General features: G+C 65.4%; 14 protein-coding genes. 5 read left to right on the forward strand and 9 right to left on the reverse strand.

The window, feature by feature from the left end; all coding sequences use genetic code 11:
- The first annotated feature begins 11 nt into the window (after positions 1-11).
- From AACH06_RS24170 to AACH06_RS24190, 5 genes are all read left to right on the forward strand, one after another.
- Positions 12-815, forward strand: a complete 804-nt coding sequence (locus AACH06_RS24170; RefSeq protein WP_341428357.1) for an esterase/lipase family protein — start codon at positions 12-14, stop codon at positions 813-815.
- A 5-nt stretch (positions 816-820) separates the two neighbouring features.
- Positions 821-1,705, forward strand: a complete 885-nt coding sequence (locus tag AACH06_RS24175) for an alpha/beta fold hydrolase (protein ID WP_341428358.1) — start codon at positions 821-823, stop codon at positions 1,703-1,705.
- Positions 1,706-1,771: 66 nt separating this feature from the next.
- Complete coding sequence (dusA, locus tag AACH06_RS24180) at positions 1,772-2,770, forward strand: tRNA dihydrouridine(20/20a) synthase DusA (protein ID WP_341428427.1); 999 nt, start codon at positions 1,772-1,774, stop codon at positions 2,768-2,770.
- 122 nt (positions 2,771-2,892) lie between these two features.
- The gene (locus tag AACH06_RS24185) at positions 2,893-3,966 is read left to right on the forward strand and encodes a DUF3466 family protein (RefSeq protein ID WP_341428359.1); all 1,074 of its coding nucleotides are present in this window, start codon (positions 2,893-2,895) and stop codon (positions 3,964-3,966) included.
- A gap of 184 nt (positions 3,967-4,150) precedes the next feature.
- Positions 4,151-5,236, forward strand: a complete 1,086-nt coding sequence (locus AACH06_RS24190) for a hypothetical protein (RefSeq protein WP_341428360.1) — start codon at positions 4,151-4,153, stop codon at positions 5,234-5,236.
- A 37-nt stretch (positions 5,237-5,273) separates the two neighbouring features.
- Here the strand turns inward: AACH06_RS24190 and AACH06_RS24195 are convergent, their stop codons facing one another.
- The 9 genes from AACH06_RS24195 to AACH06_RS24235 all read right to left on the reverse strand — a co-directional run bounded on the left by AACH06_RS24195 (position 5,274) and on the right by AACH06_RS24235 (position 17,041).
- Positions 5,274-5,654: a hypothetical protein gene (locus AACH06_RS24195; RefSeq protein WP_341428361.1), complete on the reverse strand. Its 381-nt coding sequence runs from the start codon at positions 5,652-5,654 to the stop codon at positions 5,274-5,276.
- Entirely contained in the window at positions 5,651-8,590 is a 2,940-nt protein-coding gene (locus AACH06_RS24200; protein WP_341428362.1) for a G8 domain-containing protein, read from the reverse strand. Before AACH06_RS24200 ends, AACH06_RS24195 begins: the two co-directional genes overlap by 4 nt.
- An 82-nt stretch (positions 8,591-8,672) precedes the next feature.
- Positions 8,673-9,539, reverse strand: coding sequence for a DMT family transporter (locus tag AACH06_RS24205; protein WP_423222080.1), 867 nt, complete (start codon positions 9,537-9,539; stop codon positions 8,673-8,675).
- Between the two features lie 96 nt (positions 9,540-9,635).
- A complete protein-coding gene (glnT, locus tag AACH06_RS24210) occupies positions 9,636-10,970 on the reverse strand; it encodes a type III glutamate--ammonia ligase (RefSeq protein WP_341428364.1) in 1,335 nt (444 codons plus the stop codon).
- A 197-nt stretch (positions 10,971-11,167) separates the two neighbouring features.
- Positions 11,168-12,655 carry an aldehyde dehydrogenase gene (locus AACH06_RS24215; RefSeq protein WP_341428365.1) on the reverse strand — a complete coding sequence of 496 codons (1,488 nt, stop codon included), beginning with the start codon at positions 12,653-12,655 and terminating at the stop codon, positions 11,168-11,170.
- Between the two features lie 60 nt (positions 12,656-12,715).
- Positions 12,716-14,089 carry a DUF3138 family protein gene (locus AACH06_RS24220; protein ID WP_341428366.1) on the reverse strand — a complete coding sequence of 458 codons (1,374 nt, stop codon included), beginning with the start codon at positions 14,087-14,089 and terminating at the stop codon, positions 12,716-12,718.
- Between the two features lie 22 nt (positions 14,090-14,111).
- Positions 14,112-14,969: an ABC transporter permease gene (locus tag AACH06_RS24225; RefSeq protein WP_341428367.1), complete on the reverse strand. Its 858-nt coding sequence runs from the start codon at positions 14,967-14,969 to the stop codon at positions 14,112-14,114.
- 40 nt (positions 14,970-15,009) lie between these two features.
- Positions 15,010-15,936 carry an ABC transporter permease gene (locus AACH06_RS24230; protein WP_341428368.1) on the reverse strand — a complete coding sequence of 309 codons (927 nt, stop codon included), beginning with the start codon at positions 15,934-15,936 and terminating at the stop codon, positions 15,010-15,012.
- Positions 15,937-15,946: 10 nt separating this feature from the next.
- Positions 15,947-17,041, reverse strand: coding sequence for an ABC transporter ATP-binding protein (locus tag AACH06_RS24235; RefSeq protein ID WP_341428369.1), 1,095 nt, complete (start codon positions 17,039-17,041; stop codon positions 15,947-15,949).
- Positions 17,042-17,067: the final 26 nt, after the last annotated feature.

A 17,067-nucleotide genomic window follows, 5' to 3' on the forward strand; every position in this document is an offset into this window, starting at 1 on the left:
AAGATCGCCCCATGTCCGAGCATGACAACGATTCCAACCCGCCGCGCGCGCCGGGGCTATTGAAACTCGCTCTCGAAGGCCGCGCGCCGTGGGAGTTTGCCGCCTTGCTGGCCAGCGCCCCGTGGCTGCGCCAACTGCCTGCGGGAGATGGTCATCCGGTCGTCGTGTTCCCGGGCCTGGGCGTCTCCGATTTCAGCACCGTGCCGATGCGCAATTTCCTGCGCGATCGCCGCTACGAACCGCACCCGTGGCACCAGGGCTTCAACTTCGGCCCGAGAGATGGGGTGCTGGAGGCTTGTGTGGCACAGATCGAGCGCTTGAGCGATCACCACAGCCGCAAGGTGAGTCTGGTGGGGTGGAGCCTGGGGGGCGTCTACGCGCGAGAGCTGGCCAAGATGCTGCCTGATCGGGTGCGCTGCGTGGTCACGCTCGGCTCGCCTTTCGGTGGGCATCCGAGGGCCACCAACGCGTGGCGCTTCTTTGAGCTTGTCAGCGGCAAATCGGCCCATGACCCGGAGGTGATGGCCGAAATTCGCCGCCCACCGCCTGTGCCCACCACCTCGATCTATTCACGCACCGACGGCGTCGTCAGCTGGCGCTGCAGCCTCAACCCGCCGCTGCCCCACACCGAAAACATCGAGCTCAAGGCCAGCCACATCGGCATGGGGCTGAACCCGTTGACGATGTACCTCATCGCCGATCGGCTGAGGCAGCCCGAAGGCGCATGGCGCGCCTTTGACACCGCGGGGCTGCGCCGTTGGTTCTTCAAGACGACCACCGGGCATTCGCCCGACGCACCGGCTCAGGCGGCCTGAGCCTCATGCAAATCAGCGCGAACGACATCTCGATCGAGGTCGAGGACGAGGGCCTGCCTAACGGTGAGCCGCTGTTGCTCATCATGGGCCTGGGCATGCAGCTGACGAGTTGGCCCGCCGAAATGGTGCAGGCCTTGGTATCGCGGGGCTTTCGTGTGATTCGGCTGGACAACCGCGATGCCGGCTTGAGCCAGGGGTTCGATCATCTGGGCGTGCCCAACCTTCCCCTGGCCACGCTCCAGCATGTGTTTCATTGGCCGGTGAAAGCGCCGTATCGCCTCGCGGACATGGCACTCGATGCGCTCGGTGTGCTGGATGCGCTCGGCATCCAGCGGGCCCATGTGTGCGGCGCCTCTCTCGGTGGCATGGTGGCCCAGCATCTGGCGGCGTCGCATCCGCAACGGGTGAAGAGCCTCAATCTGATGATGACGACCAGTGGGTCGCGCCGCCTGCCGCAGGCCACATTGGCCGCGCGGCGGGTGATGCTGCAGCGCGCGAGGTCGCCGGACCTGCAGGCGCTGCTCGACCACTACGCCCATGTCTTCCAGGTGATCGGCAGCCCCGACTACCGGCCCGATCCGGCCGAGTTTCGCGAGCGCATGCACGCCAACCTGCAGCGCGCCTGGCGGCCCACCGGCACCTTGCGCCAACTGGTGGCGGTGGCGGCCGACGGCGACCGCACGCCGATGCTGGCGCAGATCCAGGCGCCTACCCACGTGATCCACGGCGAGGCGGACCCGCTCATCCCGGTGGACAACGGCCGTGACCTCGCGCGCCGTATCGCGGGCGCGTCTGGTGACTTCATCGCGGGCATGGGTCACGATCTGCCATTGCCTTTGGTGCCTCGATTCGTGCAAGGCATCTCGGCCAACGCCGCGCGCGTGGCCTGAGTCCAGACAGGCACCGATAATTCGAGGGTGAATGCCCCTGAGTTGTCGGTCGCCTCCAGCGCGGCCCTGTTTCCCGAGCCCGGTGTGCCCGATTGGCGCCTCAGCGTGGCGCCCATGATGGACTGGACGGATCGGCACTGCCGCTACTTCCACCGTCTCATCACCAAGCGCACGCGCCTTTACACCGAGATGGTCACCACCGGCGCTTTGCGCCACGGCGATCAACCTCGCCACCTCGACTACAACCCCGAAGAGCATCCGCTGGCGCTGCAACTGGGTGGCAGCGAGCCCGACGAGCTGGCGTTTTGCACGCAGTTGGCGCGGCGCTGGGGCTACGACGAGGTGAACCTGAACTGCGGTTGCCCCAGTGAACGCGTGCAGCGTGGCGCATTCGGCGCCTGCCTGATGAATGAACCGGCCCTGGTGGCCGATTGCGTGAAAGCCATGGTCGACGTGGCCGATGGTTTGCCCGTCACGGTCAAGCACCGCATCGGCATCGACAAGGAAGAAGGGTATGGCTTTGTGCGCGATTTTGTGGGCACGGTCGCCGCGGCGGGCTGCCGCGTGTTCATCGTGCATGCGCGCAATGCGTGGCTCAAGGGCCTGAGCCCGAAGGAGAACCGCGAGATTCCACCGCTGCGCTACGAGGTGGTCTACCAGCTCAAGCGCGACTTCCCGCAGCTCACGATCGTGCTCAATGGCGGTGTGCAGGACAACGATGCCATTGCGCATCACCTGCAGCATGTCGATGGCGTGATGCTGGGGCGAGAGGCCTACCACAACCCTTGGCTCATGGCCGGGTGGGATCGCCGCTTCTATGGCGAGAACAGCCCCGCGCCAGACCGTGCAGTGGTCGAGTCGGCGATGGTCGCGCACATGAGTCAGTTGGCTGGGCGCCACGGCATTCCGTGGTCACATGTGGCGCGCCACATGCTGGGCCTGCGCCACGGACAGGCTGGCGCGCGCAAGTGGCGTCAGATCTGGTCGGACCATCGGCTCAAGACGCAGCCCCCCCACGAAGTGAGTGCAGCGGCCCTGTCCGCGCTCGACCCAGCGGCGAGATAATCCCGCCCGCCCGGTGATCCCGGGTTGTGGATGGGATCGAAGGAACTCCAATGAATTGCCGTACTTCGCGCCGACAGCGGCGCTTGGGTGTGGTTGGTGCCGCGCCCGCGGTCCGCCGTGCCGTGTCTGTCGTCTTGGCTGCCGTGGGCGTTTGGGGTTCGATGTCGGCCCATGCCGACACGATGACGATCTACAAGGTCACCGAGTTGTTGATCGGCCCCAAGAGCGATGTCACGCTGTACTCCAGCGCCAAGGCGATCAACAAGGGCGGCAAGACGGCTGTCGAGTACGGGTACTCGGTTTCAGGCTTCGCGGCGGCGAGCTGCGCCAAGGCCGCCTGCACCCAGATCCCCGAGCTGCAGGTCCGTTCTTTCCCCGCCACGTCGCCCGCGGGCATCAACGACGCGGGCCATGTCACCGGCAGCTCATTCGCCGGCTTCACCACCCACGCATTCCTCTGGAACGGCACCCAGTCGATCGACCTGGGTGGCCTGCCGGAGGACGGCTGCAACGGTTGCATGCTCGACAGCTATGGTCGGGACATCAACAACAAGGGCCAAGTGGTTGGCGTGGCCTACAACCTCAGCGGCAGCGCGCGCGCGTTCCTCTACAAGGACGCACTGATGCGCAACCTTGGCACGCTGGGTGGCGACTTCAGCGCGGCCTACGCGCTGAACGACAAGGGCGATATCGTCGGCGTCTCGACCCAATCGACGGGCGAGCAACATGCGTTCCTTTACCGGGCCGGCAGCATGTCGGATCTGGGCACCCTCGGCGGCACCCACTCGGCAGCCTTCGGCGTGAATGAGTTGCGCCAGATCGTCGGCTGCTCGACGCTGGTGGGTGACACCGAGCAACGCGCCTTCTTGCACCAGCAAGGCGCGATGACGCCGCTGCCGTCGCTGGGCGGCAATGACGCCTGTGCGATGGGCATCAACCGCAACGGCTGGGCCGTGGGCTATGCCAGCGATGGCGTCAACCCGAATCCCCGTGGCGTGTTGTGGCAGCCCGGCGCGTTGGTGATCGACCTCAACACCCGCCTGGATGCGAAGACGGGCAAGAACTGGGTCATCACCGAAGCGCGCGCCATCAACGACAACGGATTGATCGTGGCCACCGGCGAGCACAACGGAATCACCCGCGCTGCGCTGCTGACCCCCGTGCAGGTCGAGGTCCCGTCGGCCACGCTCCAATAGACGTGCCGCTCAGGGCACACGCCGTGCCTGTTTCTCCCGCTGGCTCTTCTGCTGACATCGACGTCGACTTCTGCGTGACTCTCGTCACAGCCTGAGCGGCTTAGGGATGGCGAATGGCTTGACACCGGTGCTTCATGTCGCTCGCTGAGGCGCGCATGGGGCACGCCAGGACTGGGAGTTCACGGTGCAGGTCTATCGATTCATTCGATCTGTTGCAGTTGGGTTCTTCGTTTTACTGGGCTGGTGTGCCACGGGGGCGATCGCAGCGCCTTCCTATCGGCTGATCGAGCTGCCGTTCATCGGGCCGCCTGACGATCCGTTCAACGACACCTCGGCGACGGCGATCAACCGGGTGGGCGATACGGCCGTCAACTTCTACGGTGCGTTCGGATCGAGCGCGCTGCACTGCAACCGCCTTTCGTGCGTGACCGTGCCGCCGCTCTACGTGCCGCACTGGCCGGCGGTCTCGGCGGGAGGCATCAACGACGCGGGGCTCGTGTTGGCGACGTCGGCCGATCTGTCGCTGAGCACCCACGCGCTGGTGTTTGACGGCACGACCAACACCCGCATCTACGGCTTGCCGGACGACCTGTGCGGCGGCTGCTTCAACGACAGTTACGGCCGCGGCATCAACAACCGCGGGCAGGTGGTGGGCAGTGCCATGGGCAGCGATGGCCGGGAGCGCGCCTTCATCTGGCAGGCGGGCAACTTGCAAGAGCTGGGCACGCTGGGCGGAAGCCGCAGTACCGGCACGGCGATCAACGATCATGGCGACGTGGTGGGCTACGCCAGTACCGCCAGCGGTGCCACCCATGCCTTCGTGTACCGCCGAGGCCGCATGACCGATCTGGGCACGCTGGGTGCCGACTGGGCTGAGGCCTATGGCATCAACGGTGCACGCCAAGTGGTGGGGTGTTCAGGCCTGCCCGACGGGCAGACGCGGCCATTCACCTATTCGAATGGCCAGATGTCGGCCTTGCCTTCGCTCGGTGGCCCCACCGGGTGTGCCACTGGCATCAATCAGGGCGGCTTCATCGTGGGAACCGCCACCACGCCGGCCCAGGAAGAGCACGGCTTCGTCCATGACGGCGCTCGCACCTGGGACCTGAATGACCGGATCAGTGCCAGCGCCCGTGCCAAATGGCTGATCATCGGGGCCTCGGCGATCAATCACCGCGGCATGATCGCGGCCACCGGCATGAACCGGCAGAACGGGGTCGTGCGCGCCTTGTTGCTCTGGCCCAGGCCTGAATCGACGACGCAGCAGTGAGGCTGCCTACTGCAGATGGGCTCAGCCTCTCGACCGTTCAGGTCGGGCGCTGGCCCGGCCAGAGGCTGCGGGCGGCCTCGCAGGCGCTGTCATTCCAATCATTGACACAGCGGCTTTTCACGAGGCTGCACATCGCCTCGCCAGAGGCGCGTATCTCGTTGTAGGCGGCCGCATCGATCGCGCCCACTCCCGCCACGAACACTTGGCTGGCGGCCGGGCTGTTGGCGCCGGCGCGGTCGCGCTGAGCCACACAGGCTTCCCGAGTCATGGCTTCAACGCAGCGGGCCACCAACGCGTTCAGTTCATGCTCGGCAGGTGCTGGCGGGCGCGACCAGCGGCTGGCCGCCAGCCCCAGTGAGATCGCCGCTGCCAAGCCAAGGGCCGCGGTGATGAGGGTTCGCCGCGAGCGGCGGTTCACGGCAGGTTCAGCGCCTTGATCCGGGCGAGGCAGGCGGAAAGGCTGCCGGCGCCGGTGCAGGTGTCCTTCGGATAGACGACCGCCGAGTACATCCGGTACAGGTCTTCATCGCTGTTCTTGGGCAGGCCATCCAGGCCCGGGAAGGGCAGGCCGCCTTGGTATTTGAACCAGACGAGGTTGTTCGCCTTGTCCTGCCAGAACTTGTCGCCCGACGATGCCTGAACCGCAGCCAGATTGGCGGCCGGGGCCAGCGGCCTCACGTTGGTGCGCTTGAGGTAGTTCGGATCGAAGCTGCCGGTCTCACGGTCCCATTGCGAGCCGGCCACAAAGTAGGCCGCGGCCGTCAGGCGGCCATCGAACTTCACGGCCATCATGAACTTGTCTTCCGCACCCGACGCATTGCTGATGTTGAACGCAAGCCACTTGGCCGACGGCCAGCCCGGGAAGCTCAGCACATACCGGCCGGAAGGCCGCGCGGCGAAATGGCGCATGTGGCCCAACTGCCACGAGCAGAAGTTGCCGGGCGGCGGGGTGACGCGTGTGTCGCAGGCGTACTTCTTGGCGACATCGGCATTGACGTAGCGGGTGTAGCCGTTCTCGATGCGCCACGAGGCGATCTCATTGCCGTTGCTGTCTTGGCGTGACGCATTGATCGCCGCGGCAAACTCATAGCGCGACGAATCGAAGTCGGTCTGGATCGATTCGATGCCGAAGTATTCGCCTTCGCAGGACTTGCCGTTGCGGCCCGCCGGTTTCGCGTCGACGCAGTTGGCGCCGATGGTCAGGAATGGGGTGTCCGGTACGGTGTACCAGTTCTTCTGGCCCCATTGGCCTTCGGTGTCCCAGATCGCACCGGACAGTGCCCAGTTCTCGCTCGGCAGGTGGTTCTGGGTGAGGCCAGGTTGCAGGTTGCGATAACCCGGCGACGCGTTGGTGAGGCGGTTGCCGCCGTTGCGTGCCTTGCCGCGTTCGACGGCGGCGATGTAGTAGTCCTCGGCGCTGAAGGCCCCGCTGGTCTTGCCGTCGACGAACGGGATGTCGATGAAGTGGTTGTTCTTGATCGCCACCGTCGAGTGGTAGGTGGCCACGCCCGCCGGCAGGGCCGCGCCTGAGGGGTACTTGCCGTCGGAGTGGTTGAGGCTGGTGCCGACGATCAAGCCGCGCTGAATCGTGCCTTCCTGCGCCGCGCCCGCGAAGGCCAGGCCCACGTTGTCGGCCACCGTCCATTCGAGGTAGTCGGGCTTGGTCACACGGTTGCGATAGGCGCCATCGCGGTTCTTGAATGAGGTCGTGCGTTTGATCGTCAGGCGAAGCTCATCGTCCGGGCACACGTCGTAAGGATTGCCGCCCCCATCGAGACAGGGCTTGCCCTTTTTCATCGGGACATAGCGCTGAGACGCCAAGGAGCCGAGCGTGGTTTCGGGGTGCGCGACGTTGTCGTCCACCGGCACCCACTCGAGCAACATGCCGGGGCCGCGGGCCGAGTGGACCGTGTTGTTCTCGATCACGCCCAGAGGCGTGTAGCGGGGCCAGAGCTTCACGCTGCGCGACAGGCCCAGCGGATGCATCGGAAACGAGAGCCAGATGCCATTGCCCTGCGCATCTCCTGCCAGGTTGTTGGTGACCTGGTTGTCGGGGTTGGTCATCCAGAAGCCCGACGGGCCGGCCTGGAACACCTCCGGGCCCTCGTGGATCTTCAGCAGATTCTTTGAGGTCGGTGCGCGCATCTTCAAAGCCAGGTTGCCGTCGAAGATGTTGCGGCGCTCCACGGCGTCTTCGAGGAAGAACGCATGCCCCTTGATGTCGTAGCAGATGTTGTTCTGCACGCTGACACCATTTGTAGCGTGGATCACCACGCAGCGGTTGGCTGAGTCCCAGATGGCGCTGTTGCGGATGTAGTGGCCGGTGACATCGCCCAGCTCGGCACCGGTTCCCAGGTCGTAGCTGAGCGTGTGCCAGTGCATCGGGTAGCGTCCCAACTGCCCGGCCTGCCCAACGCGGTGGAACTCCACACCGTCGATCTGCACCTGAGACTTCAGGCTCATCACCATCACGTGGGCACCGTAGCCCTGGTTCTTCCAGGCATCGTCATCGGCGCCCTGGATCACGATGCGTCGGGTGAGGTTGCCGACGGCCGCCCGTTCATCGAGCGAAGTGGGCGCCGGTGTCGCCGGCGGCGTGTAGTTCGCTTCGGGCGTGAGCGACATGCCCTTGGAGGTGGGGTACTGCAGCTTGCCCCAGCGAGATTTGACGAGGCCCGCGGTGGTCTTCACCGTGGCTCCGCTGGCGGCGGATGCGAGGGTGAAGGCTTCGGTGGAGGCCAGCCCGTAGTGATCGGTGGGCGCCACGATGATCTGGTCACCGCTCTTCCAGTCAACGTTTTGTTTCAATTGAAACTGTTTAGCGCCAATTTCTGCGTGCTGGTTAAGCTTCGTCCAGGCCGGTTGGGGGCTGACGGCGTAAAGCAGCAGCTTGCCGCCAGTGACTCGCAGCCCGCGGGAAACGCCGTCCGTGCCGCCCGGAGCGCCCGTCAAGGTGATCGTCGCCCGGTGGGTGAACGGCGCCGCTGCCGTGCCGGCCTGCATGGTGCCGGAGACCGTGATGGCGCCCGAGGTGATCGAGACGTCCTTCTCCGCGAAGGTGAGCACGCCATCGATTCGCAGGTCGGCCAGCTTGGCCGTGGCCGTGTCCAGCACCACCGTCTTTCCCGCAGGAATGACCACCGAGGCGCCATTGGGCGGAACGGTGCCGCCCCAGGTCTTGGGGTCGGACCAATTGACGGGCGTGCCCGCCGCCTGCGCCTGTTGGTCGGGGGTGTTGCCGGTCTCTTCGGTGCCATCGCCACCGCCGCCTCCACAGGCGGCCAGCAGGGCGCTCATGCTGGCGGTCAACAGCAGGCGAAGACGGGCGGGCGAACTCAGATGTCGGGTCGGCATGGGCAGGGGCTCTGGAAGCGGCCGCCGATACTAAGCCAGTCGAAGCTGCCATTCGCCGTGAGAAACCAAGTGCGGCGTGCCGTTATTGGGCAGTTTCGCGCTGAGGCCAGGTCGCGAGCAGCAATCCTGTCAGGGCGAGGGCAAGGGCACCAATTTGGCCATGGCTCAGTTTTTCGCCCAGAAACACCACGCCCACCGCGGTGGCGGCCAGCGGCAGCATCACGCTGAAGACACTGGCCTGGGCGGCCGGCACGCTGCGAAGGCCCTGCATCCAGAGCCACACCGTGACCATGCTGGCGGCGAGCGCATAGAAAACGAGCAGGGGCCAGATGGGCGCGGGCACCGCGGCGAAGTTGAAGCTCCAGGCCTGCCAGACACCGAATGGGGTGACCAGCACCAGGCCCCAGAGGTTGATCAGCGAGCTGATGCGCTTGGGTGAGAGGCCTGCCGTGAGGCGCTTGCCGATGACGACGTAGCAGGCCTCGCAGATCACAGCGCCCAGCAGCAGGGCGTAACCCCACAGGGGCTCACCCGCAGAAGCGGCAGCGGTGACCTGGCCGCCCGATCGCTCGAGCGCGAGCCAGACGATGCCGGCGACCGCACACACGATGCCGCCAGCGACGCGGCCGCTGATTCGTTCACCGAGGAACAAGCGCGACATGACGGCGACGGCGGCGGGGATGCCGGCCATCACCACACCCGCGGCCACGGCAGAGGTGGCCGCCACGCCGAACAGCATGCAAACGGAAAACAGGAAGTTGCCGAGAAAGCTTTCCCAGAACAACAGCCAGCGTTCGCGGCTGGACAGGGGGGCTTCGTCGGCCGGCCGGCGCAACCAGCCGAGCATCGCCACCGCCGCGATGCCGAAGCGCAGCCACGCCAGCAGGAAGACGGGCAGTGCCGCAACCAGCGTTCGCGACAGGCCCACATAGCTGCCCACCAGCGCCATGCTGGTGGCGAGGCAGCCATAGGCCAGCCACGGGGTGCGAGCGTGGCTCAACGGGGCGTCACCAGCATGCGTTAGGCGGGGCGTTGGGCGGTGTGTTCAGAACGTGGCGGCGTAGCGCTGCAGCTCCCACGGGCTGACGTGCCTGGCGTACTCGATCCATTCGGCGCGTTTGAGCCGGATGAACTCGTTCGACAGCACCTCGCCCAGCGCCTGCCGAACCACGCCATCGCCTTCCAGTGCGTCGACAGCTTCGCCCAGCGACTGTGGCAGCAGGCCGTGCCCGCGCGCGAGGATCTCGGGCAGCGAGAGCTGGAAGAGATCTTCGGTGCAGTCGGGCCCCGGGTCGAGCCCGCGGTCGATGCCGTCCAGCCCCGCCGCGATCAGCACGGCGCTGGCGAGGTAGGGGTTCGCACTGGCGTCCGGAAGCCGCCATTCGAAGCGGCCGGGCAGGGTGCGCAAGGTGGCGGTGCGGTTGTTCGGGCCGTGCGCGATGTAGGCGGGCGCCCAGCTCGTGCCCGACAGCGACTGGCCCACCACCAGACGCTTGTAGCTGTTGACCGTGGGGGCCGCCAGGGCGCAAAGCGCTGGCGAATGGGCCAGCACCCCTGCCATGAATTGACGACCCAGCGGCGAGAGCCAAGCGCTGCCGTCGCGCTCGTCGGGCGAGAAGACACACCGCCCGGCTTCGTCCCACAGCGACACGTGGAAATGCAGGCCGCTGCCGGGTTGGTTGGCAAACGGCTTGGGCATCATCGAGAAGACCATGCCGCGCTCTTCGGCCAACGCATGGGCCGCCAGCTTGAAGAGCATGATGTGGTCGGCGCTCGACATGGCATCGTCGAAGGCAAAGTTCACCTCGTATTGCCCGTGCGCATCTTCGTGGTCGAGCTGCAGCACATCCAGGCCACAGGCGGTGAGCGTCTCGTTCAGCGCCTGCAGGAAGCCAGCTTGGCGGGGCAGCGACTTGAGGTCGTAAGAGGGCTTGTCCAGGCGATCATGGTCATCAGCCGGCAGCCAGGAGCCGCTTTCCCCCCGCTTGAGCAGGAAGAACTCTGGCTCGATGCCCGTCTTCAAGGTCCAGCCACGCTCGGCCAGCTTGGCGGTGGCGCGCTTGAGCACTTGCCGTGGGCAGCCCTCGAACGGCTGATGATCGACAAAGCCGCTGCACACCGCGCGTGCGTACCCGGGCATCCATGGCATGGCTTGGACGAGACCGGGCTCAGCGCGGGCGTAGTACTCGGCCCGCGGCCCGGTGCGTGGCAGGCCCGTGCCCCAGATGGACGGCCCCGCAAAGCCAGCGCCTGTGTCGATCAGCTCAGGCAGTTTCGCCAGGGGCACATACTTCCCTTTGGCCACGCCGTGCATGTCGGTGAATTGGGCGAGCACAGTGTGCACGCCTTGGGCTGCCAAGCGCTGCTGGAGTTCGATCATGGTTCAGCGGCCCGCGCAAAACGCAGGGCTCATCAAGTGGCGTGCGCGGACCGGCGTGGCCGGTCCGCAGAGCAAGCCACTTTGGGGGCTTCGTTCGGGCATGAGCCATCCTGAGGAATGTTCATGCCCGGCGCAGAGCCGATCCTCTGGATCGGCGCGGCCTGCAAGGCCAAGTCCCGCCGGAGCGGGCGTGGGGGTCAATCGATCCTGATCCAGGTGGTCTTCAGCTCGGTGTACTTCTCGAAGGCATGCAGCGACTTGTCGCGTCCGTTGCCACTCTGCTTGTAGCCACCAAACGGCACGGTGATGTCGTCTTCGTCGTACTGGTTGACGTGCACGGTGCCGGCGCGCAAGGCGCGCGCCACCCGGTGGGCCCGGTTGATGTTGTCGCTCCAGACGCTGGCCTGCAGGCCGTAGGTGGAGTTGTTGGCCAGGGCGATGCCTTCGGCTTCGGTGTCGAACTTGATGATGCCCATCACCGGGCCGAAGATTTCTTCGCGGGCGATCTTCATGCCGTTGTTGACACCTGCGAACACGGTGGGCTCAACGTAGTAGCCACCCGTTTCGGCACGCGCCTGCTTGCCGCCGGCCAGCACTTGCGCGCCTTCCTGATGGCCCGCATCGATGTAGCTCAGCACCGTGCGGAGCTGGGTTTCATCCACCAGGGCGCCCAACTCGGTGCTGGGGTTCAGCGGATCACCCGGGGCGTACTTCGGGGCCTCGGCCGCCACCAGCTTGGCAAACTCGTCCGCCACGCTGGCCTGAACCAGCACGCGAGACGGTGCGTTGCAGCTTTCACCCTGGTTGAAGAACATGCTGCCGGCGACAGTGCGGGCTGCCCGTTGCAGGTCTGCGAAGTCTTCGAACACGACAAAAGCCGATTTGCCGCCCAGCTCGTTGTAGACACGCTTGAGGTTGCTCTTGCCAGCGTATTCGTACATGCGGCGGCCCACCCGAGTCGAGCCGGTGAAGCCGATGGCGTCGACTTCCATGTGCATGGCCAGGGCCTCGCCTGCTTCATGGCCGTAGCCCGGCACCACGTTGAACACGCCCGGTGGGATGCCGGCCTCGACAGCCAGCTCGGCCAGCCTGAGGGCGGTGTAGGGGCTCTTCTCGCTGGGTTTCAGCACCACCGAGTTGCCGGCGGCTAGGGCCGGCCCGAGCTTCCAGGCGGCCATGATCATCGGGTAGTTCCACGGCACGATCGCACCGATCACGCCCATGGCCTCGCGCGTGATCAGCGCGAGGGCGCTGTCCGGCGTCGGGGCGATCTCGTCATAGATCTTGTCGACCGCCTCGGCGTACCACGCGATGCAACGGGCGGTCGAGGGGACGTCGACGCTGAGCGAATACTGGATGGGTTTGCCCATGTCCAGGGTTTCAAGCAGCGCCAGCTCCTCTTTGGCCGCCAGGATCTTGTCGGCGAAGCGCTGCAGGATCTTCTTGCGCACCGCCGGTGCCTTGCCCGCCCAGCGGCGGTCTTCAAAGGCGGCGCGGGCAGCACGCACCGCGAGGTCGATGTCGGCGGCCTGGCCGCGGACCACCGGGCCCAACAGGCGGTTGTCGATCGGTGAGTGCTTGGCGAAAGTCTGGCCGTCGACGGCGTCGACACGCTCGCCGTTGATGACGCTGCGCCCATCCAGCTTCTGGCTGGCGGCGCGTTGGGTCCAATCGATGGTGGACATGGGTGTTGTCTCCAAAAATGAAAGTGGCCGCCGCGGCGGCCACGCAGTCAAGCCGCGAGCTTAGAACGCGACGACCATCGACGCGCCCAGCAAGGAGTTGTTCTTCTTGAAGCTGCCGTCCTTGGTGTCTTCGAACACCGCGCGGTCGGCACCGTCCAAACGGTACTCGAGCTTCATGGTCGTGGCCTTGTTGAAGACGTACTTCATGCCGACCGTGAGGGCGTAGCGGTTCGCGCCCCGATCCAGATCGCCGCTGGGGTCAGGGCCGATGCCGTTGCGGCCGTCGTTGTAGCTGCCGTTGTCCGGATCGTAGTAGCCGTTGTAGGTGAACAGGCCGCCGCCGTTCTTGTCATTCTTGATGTAGTCAGCCCGCACCAAGCCTTGCAGGCGCGGCGTGAACATGTAGCCTGCCAGGCCCGACAGGCCCACCCACTGCGAATCACGCCAGTTGCCATCGGCCCCCGGGGTGATGGCGCCATCCTTCTGCTTGCCCAGGCTCAACTGGCCTTGCAGGGCCCAGTCGCCGCGGATGAAGTAGCCATCGACCTCGGCCAGATAGGCCATGGTGTTGTAGCCGGTGTTGAAGTTGGGCGACTTGCCCACCAGGCTGGCGAAGCCCCAGCCGGCGAATTCACCCTTGGCGTAGTCGACACGCAGCGCCCAGACCGGCGACTTCTCGTTCGCCTGGCGGATCGGGGCGTTGACGTTGGCAATCGCCGTCCGCCACCACCACTTGCCGTCCTTGATGTCCAGGCCCACGCCGGTGTATCCGAAGGGCAGGGTGAAGTCGTACAGCAGGTTGTGGGTGGTGAAGGGGTTGAGCGTCGGCTGCTGGTACTCGTAGCCCGACCAGTCGGGGATCTGGCCCGCGATCAGGCGCGTCTGCAGGCTGCCCAGCGGCACGGACACCGAGGCTTCCTGCACGATGCTCGCGCCGTCGATGCCCGCACCCACGCCGCGGTTCGGCGTGAGCGTCAAGTGCCACAGCGTGCCGCCCTCGGTTTCCTTCAGGAAGTCGATGGTGGCCGAGCCCATGAACGAGGTGTCATAGGCGTAGCCGTCGGACTGCTGGTTCAGGAACTGAAACCCGGCGCGGTGCTGGTGCTGGTTGTAAATGAAGACAGGCTCGATGAAGCCCGACACCTTCAGCCCCTTAAAACCCTGGCTTTCCAGCACGTCTTCCAGGGCCTCGGTCTTCACCGCGATGCGGTTGAAGTCTTGCACCTGTTCGGGCGTCATGCCCCAGGTGCCTTCGGCCGGCTTGGCCGCTGCCGGCTGCTGGGGCTGGGCGGCCACCTTCTTCTCGAGCTCTTCGACGCGGGCGCGCAGCGCCTTGAGCTCCTTCAGCAACTCCTCGTTGCTCTGCGCCAGGGCCGGCGCCGCAAACGAGGCGAGCAGGGCGGCTGACAAGGCGGTGAGTCGGATGTTCTTCATAGGGTCTCCGGAGTGAGGACGATCAGGAACCATCGCGCTGGGCAGCGCTGATTTCGGCGGCGCGGCGGCGCTCGGCGCGCGCCACGAGAATGCTCGCCACGGTGACGCACACCGCCACGATGACGATGGTGACGGTGGCGATCGCGTTGACGCTCGGGCTCATGCCCAGGCGTGCCCGGGAGAAGATGACCAGCGGCATCGTGGTGGCACCCGGGCCCGACAGGAAGGCCGAGGTCACTACATCATCGAGCGAGAGGCTGAAGGTCAGCAGCCAGGCCGATGCCAGCGACTGCGTGATCATCGGCAGCGTCACCAGGTAGAAGACCTGCCACGGTTTGGCGCCCAGGTCCATCGCCGCCTCTTCCAACTGCGGGTTCAGCTCCTGCAGGCGGGCCGAGATGACCACGGCGCCATAGGCGAGGCCCAGCACCATGTGACCGAGCAGGATGGTCAGAAAACCCTTTTCTGGGAATCCTGTGATTCTCTGGATTGCCACCAGCATCAGCAGCAGCGACAGCCCCTGGATCACTTCGGGCATGACCAGTGGCGCATTGACCATGCCGGTGAAGAACGTGCGCCCGGGGAAGCGCTTGTACTTCACCATCGCAAACGCGGCCATGGTGCCGAAGATCACCGACAGCGTGGCGGACCAGAACGCGATCTTGAGCGACAGCCACAAGCCTGAGAGGATCTCGTGGTCGCTCGCCAGCTTCACATACCAGTCGAAGGTGAAGCCGCCCCAGATGGTGGGCAGCGACGACTTATTGAACGAGTAGACGATCAGCGTCACCATCGGCAGATAGAGGAAGAGGAATCCTCCGATCAGCCAGGTCTTGCCAAAGCTCGCCGCGAAGCGGCTGCCGAACATCGCGCGGCTCATGGCGCGCTCCTTCGCGTGGATGACCGAAGCGAGAAGGTCATCACTTGCGCTCCTGGGCTTCGGCCTGGTATTTGTTGAACACCGCCAGCGGCACGACGATCAGCAGCACCAGCACCACGGCTACGGTCGAGGCCATAGGCCAATCGTTGTTGCTGAAGAACTCGTCCCAGATGACCCGGCCGATCATCAGCGTCTCGGGGCCGCCCAGCAGTTCGGGCGTCACGAACTCACCGATGCAGGGGATGAACACCAGCATCGAGCCCGCAATGATCCCGGCCTTCGACAGCGGCACGGTCACTTTCCAGAAGGCCACCCACGGCGTGGCGCCCAAGTCGGCCGCGGCTTCCAGCAGGCGCAGGTCCATCTTGGCCAGGTTGGCGTACAGCGGCAGGATCATGAAGGGCAGGTAGGTGTAGGTCATGCCCACCACCAACGAGAACGGCGTGTGCATGTACTTGTCCAGCGCCTCGATCATTCCCCCCGCCAGGAGCAGATGGTCGATGCGCAGCGCGGTCAGCGCATCCGCCACCCAGCCGCCTTCACCCAGCAAGCCCTTCCATGCGTAAACCCGCAGCAGGAATGACGTCCAGAACGGCAGCATCACCATCATCAGCAGCGTCGGCTGCAGCGACGGGCGCGAGCGCGCCATGAAGTAGGCGAACGGGTAGCCGATGAACAGGCAACACAGCGTGGTGATCGCCGCGTACTTGACGCTGGAGACGTAGGCCTTGAAGTACAGATCGTCTGTGGCGATGAAGACGTAGTTCGAATACTTCAGAGCCAGTCTGATGACTCCATCAGCGACCGTCATCACATCTTGCGGAGCGATGGCACCCATCTCGGCCATCGAATACTTGAAGACAATCAGGAACGGCGCGAAGAAGAACGCGAGCAGCCAGACATACGGGATGCCGATGACCGCGGTGCGGCCGCGCCACCAACGGGGTTTGCGAAGGGCCAGGCTCATGGTGGCGTCCTTACTGGGTGAGGACGACCGGGGCGGCGTCGGACCAATGGGCCCACACCGCATCACCCCAGGTGAAATTGTGTTCGCGGTGGCGCTCGGTGTTGGCCTGGCTCACCGCCAGGATCTTGCCGCTGGCCAGCTTCAAGCGATAGACGGTGAAGCTGCCGAAGTACGACAGCTCTTCCACCGTGCCGCGCACGGCGTTGTGCTCGCCATCGGGTTTCTCGGCACTGATCTGGATCTTCTCGGGGCGCAGGGCCACCGACACGGGCATGCCCAGCGTGCCGGTGATGCCGTGGCCGACGTAGTGCTTGCAATCGGCGCAATCGATGATGACGTGGTCGGGTTCGTCGACCGCCACCGTGCCTTCCATCAGGTTCACGTTGCCGATGAAATCGGCCACGAACTTGGAGCCGGGGGTCTCGTAGATCTCGTTGGGCGAGCCCACCTGAAGGAAGCGGCCCTCGCTCATCACCGCAATGCGCGAGGCCATCGTCATCGCCTCTTCCTGGTCGTGGGTCACCATCACGCAGGTCACACCGACCTGCTCGATGATGTTCACCAGCTCGATCTGCGTCTGCTCGCGCAGCTTCTTGTCCAGCGCGCCGAGCGGCTCGTCGAGCAGCAGAAGTTGCGGTTGCTTGGCCAGGCTGCGGGCCAGGGCCACACGCTGCTGCTGGCCGCCGGAGAGCTGGTGCGGTTTGCGCTTGGCGAATTTGGCCAGTTGCACCAGCTTCAGCATCGCCTCGACGCGGCTGTTCACCTGGTCGGCGGGCAGGCCGTCTCGCCGCAGGCCGAACGCGATGTTGTCCCACACCGTCAGGTGCGGAAACAGCGCGTACGACTGGAACATCATGTTCAGGGGCCGCTCATAGGGCGGCATGCCCGACAGGTCCACCCCGTTCAGGATGATGCTGCCCGAGGTGGGCGTCTCAAAGCCCGCCAGCATGCGCAGCAGCGTGGTCTTGCCGCACCCGGAAGAACCCAGCAGCGCAAAGATCTCGCCCTTGGCAATGTCCAGGTTGACGTGGTTGACGGCCTTGTAGCCGCCGAAGTCCTTCACCACGTCCTTGATCTGAAGGAACTTCGCGTTGTCGTTAGCCATGCTGTCTTTCCGCCCCTCCGGCGGGG

Origin of the sequence: Ideonella lacteola (assembly GCF_038066555.1) — a bacterium.
Classification (GTDB): Bacteria; Pseudomonadota; Gammaproteobacteria; order Burkholderiales; family Burkholderiaceae_C; genus Ideonella; species Ideonella lacteola.

Coding starts and splice junctions, on each gene's coding strand:
- AACH06_RS24230 (WP_341428368.1), bottom strand. CDS start 15,936: ATGAGCCTGGCCCTTCGCAAACCCCGTTGGTGGCGCGGCCGCACCGCG.
- AACH06_RS24215 (WP_341428365.1), bottom strand. CDS start 12,655: ATGTCCACCATCGATTGGACCCAACGCGCCGCCAGCCAGAAGCTGGAT.
- AACH06_RS24200 (WP_341428362.1), bottom strand. CDS start 8,590: ATGCCGACCCGACATCTGAGTTCGCCCGCCCGTCTTCGCCTGCTGTTG.
- AACH06_RS24235 (WP_341428369.1), bottom strand. CDS start 17,041: ATGGCTAACGACAACGCGAAGTTCCTTCAGATCAAGGACGTGGTGAAG.
- AACH06_RS24205 (WP_423222080.1), bottom strand. CDS start 9,539: ATGGCGCTGGTGGGCAGCTATGTGGGCCTGTCGCGAACGCTGGTTGCG.
- AACH06_RS24225 (WP_341428367.1), bottom strand. CDS start 14,969: ATGAGCCGCGCGATGTTCGGCAGCCGCTTCGCGGCGAGCTTTGGCAAG.
- AACH06_RS24170 (WP_341428357.1), top strand. CDS start 12: ATGTCCGAGCATGACAACGATTCCAACCCGCCGCGCGCGCCGGGGCTA.
- AACH06_RS24220 (WP_341428366.1), bottom strand. CDS start 14,089: ATGAAGAACATCCGACTCACCGCCTTGTCAGCCGCCCTGCTCGCCTCG.
- AACH06_RS24175 (WP_341428358.1), top strand. CDS start 821: ATGCAAATCAGCGCGAACGACATCTCGATCGAGGTCGAGGACGAGGGC.
- glnT (WP_341428364.1), bottom strand. CDS start 10,970: ATGATCGAACTCCAGCAGCGCTTGGCAGCCCAAGGCGTGCACACTGTG.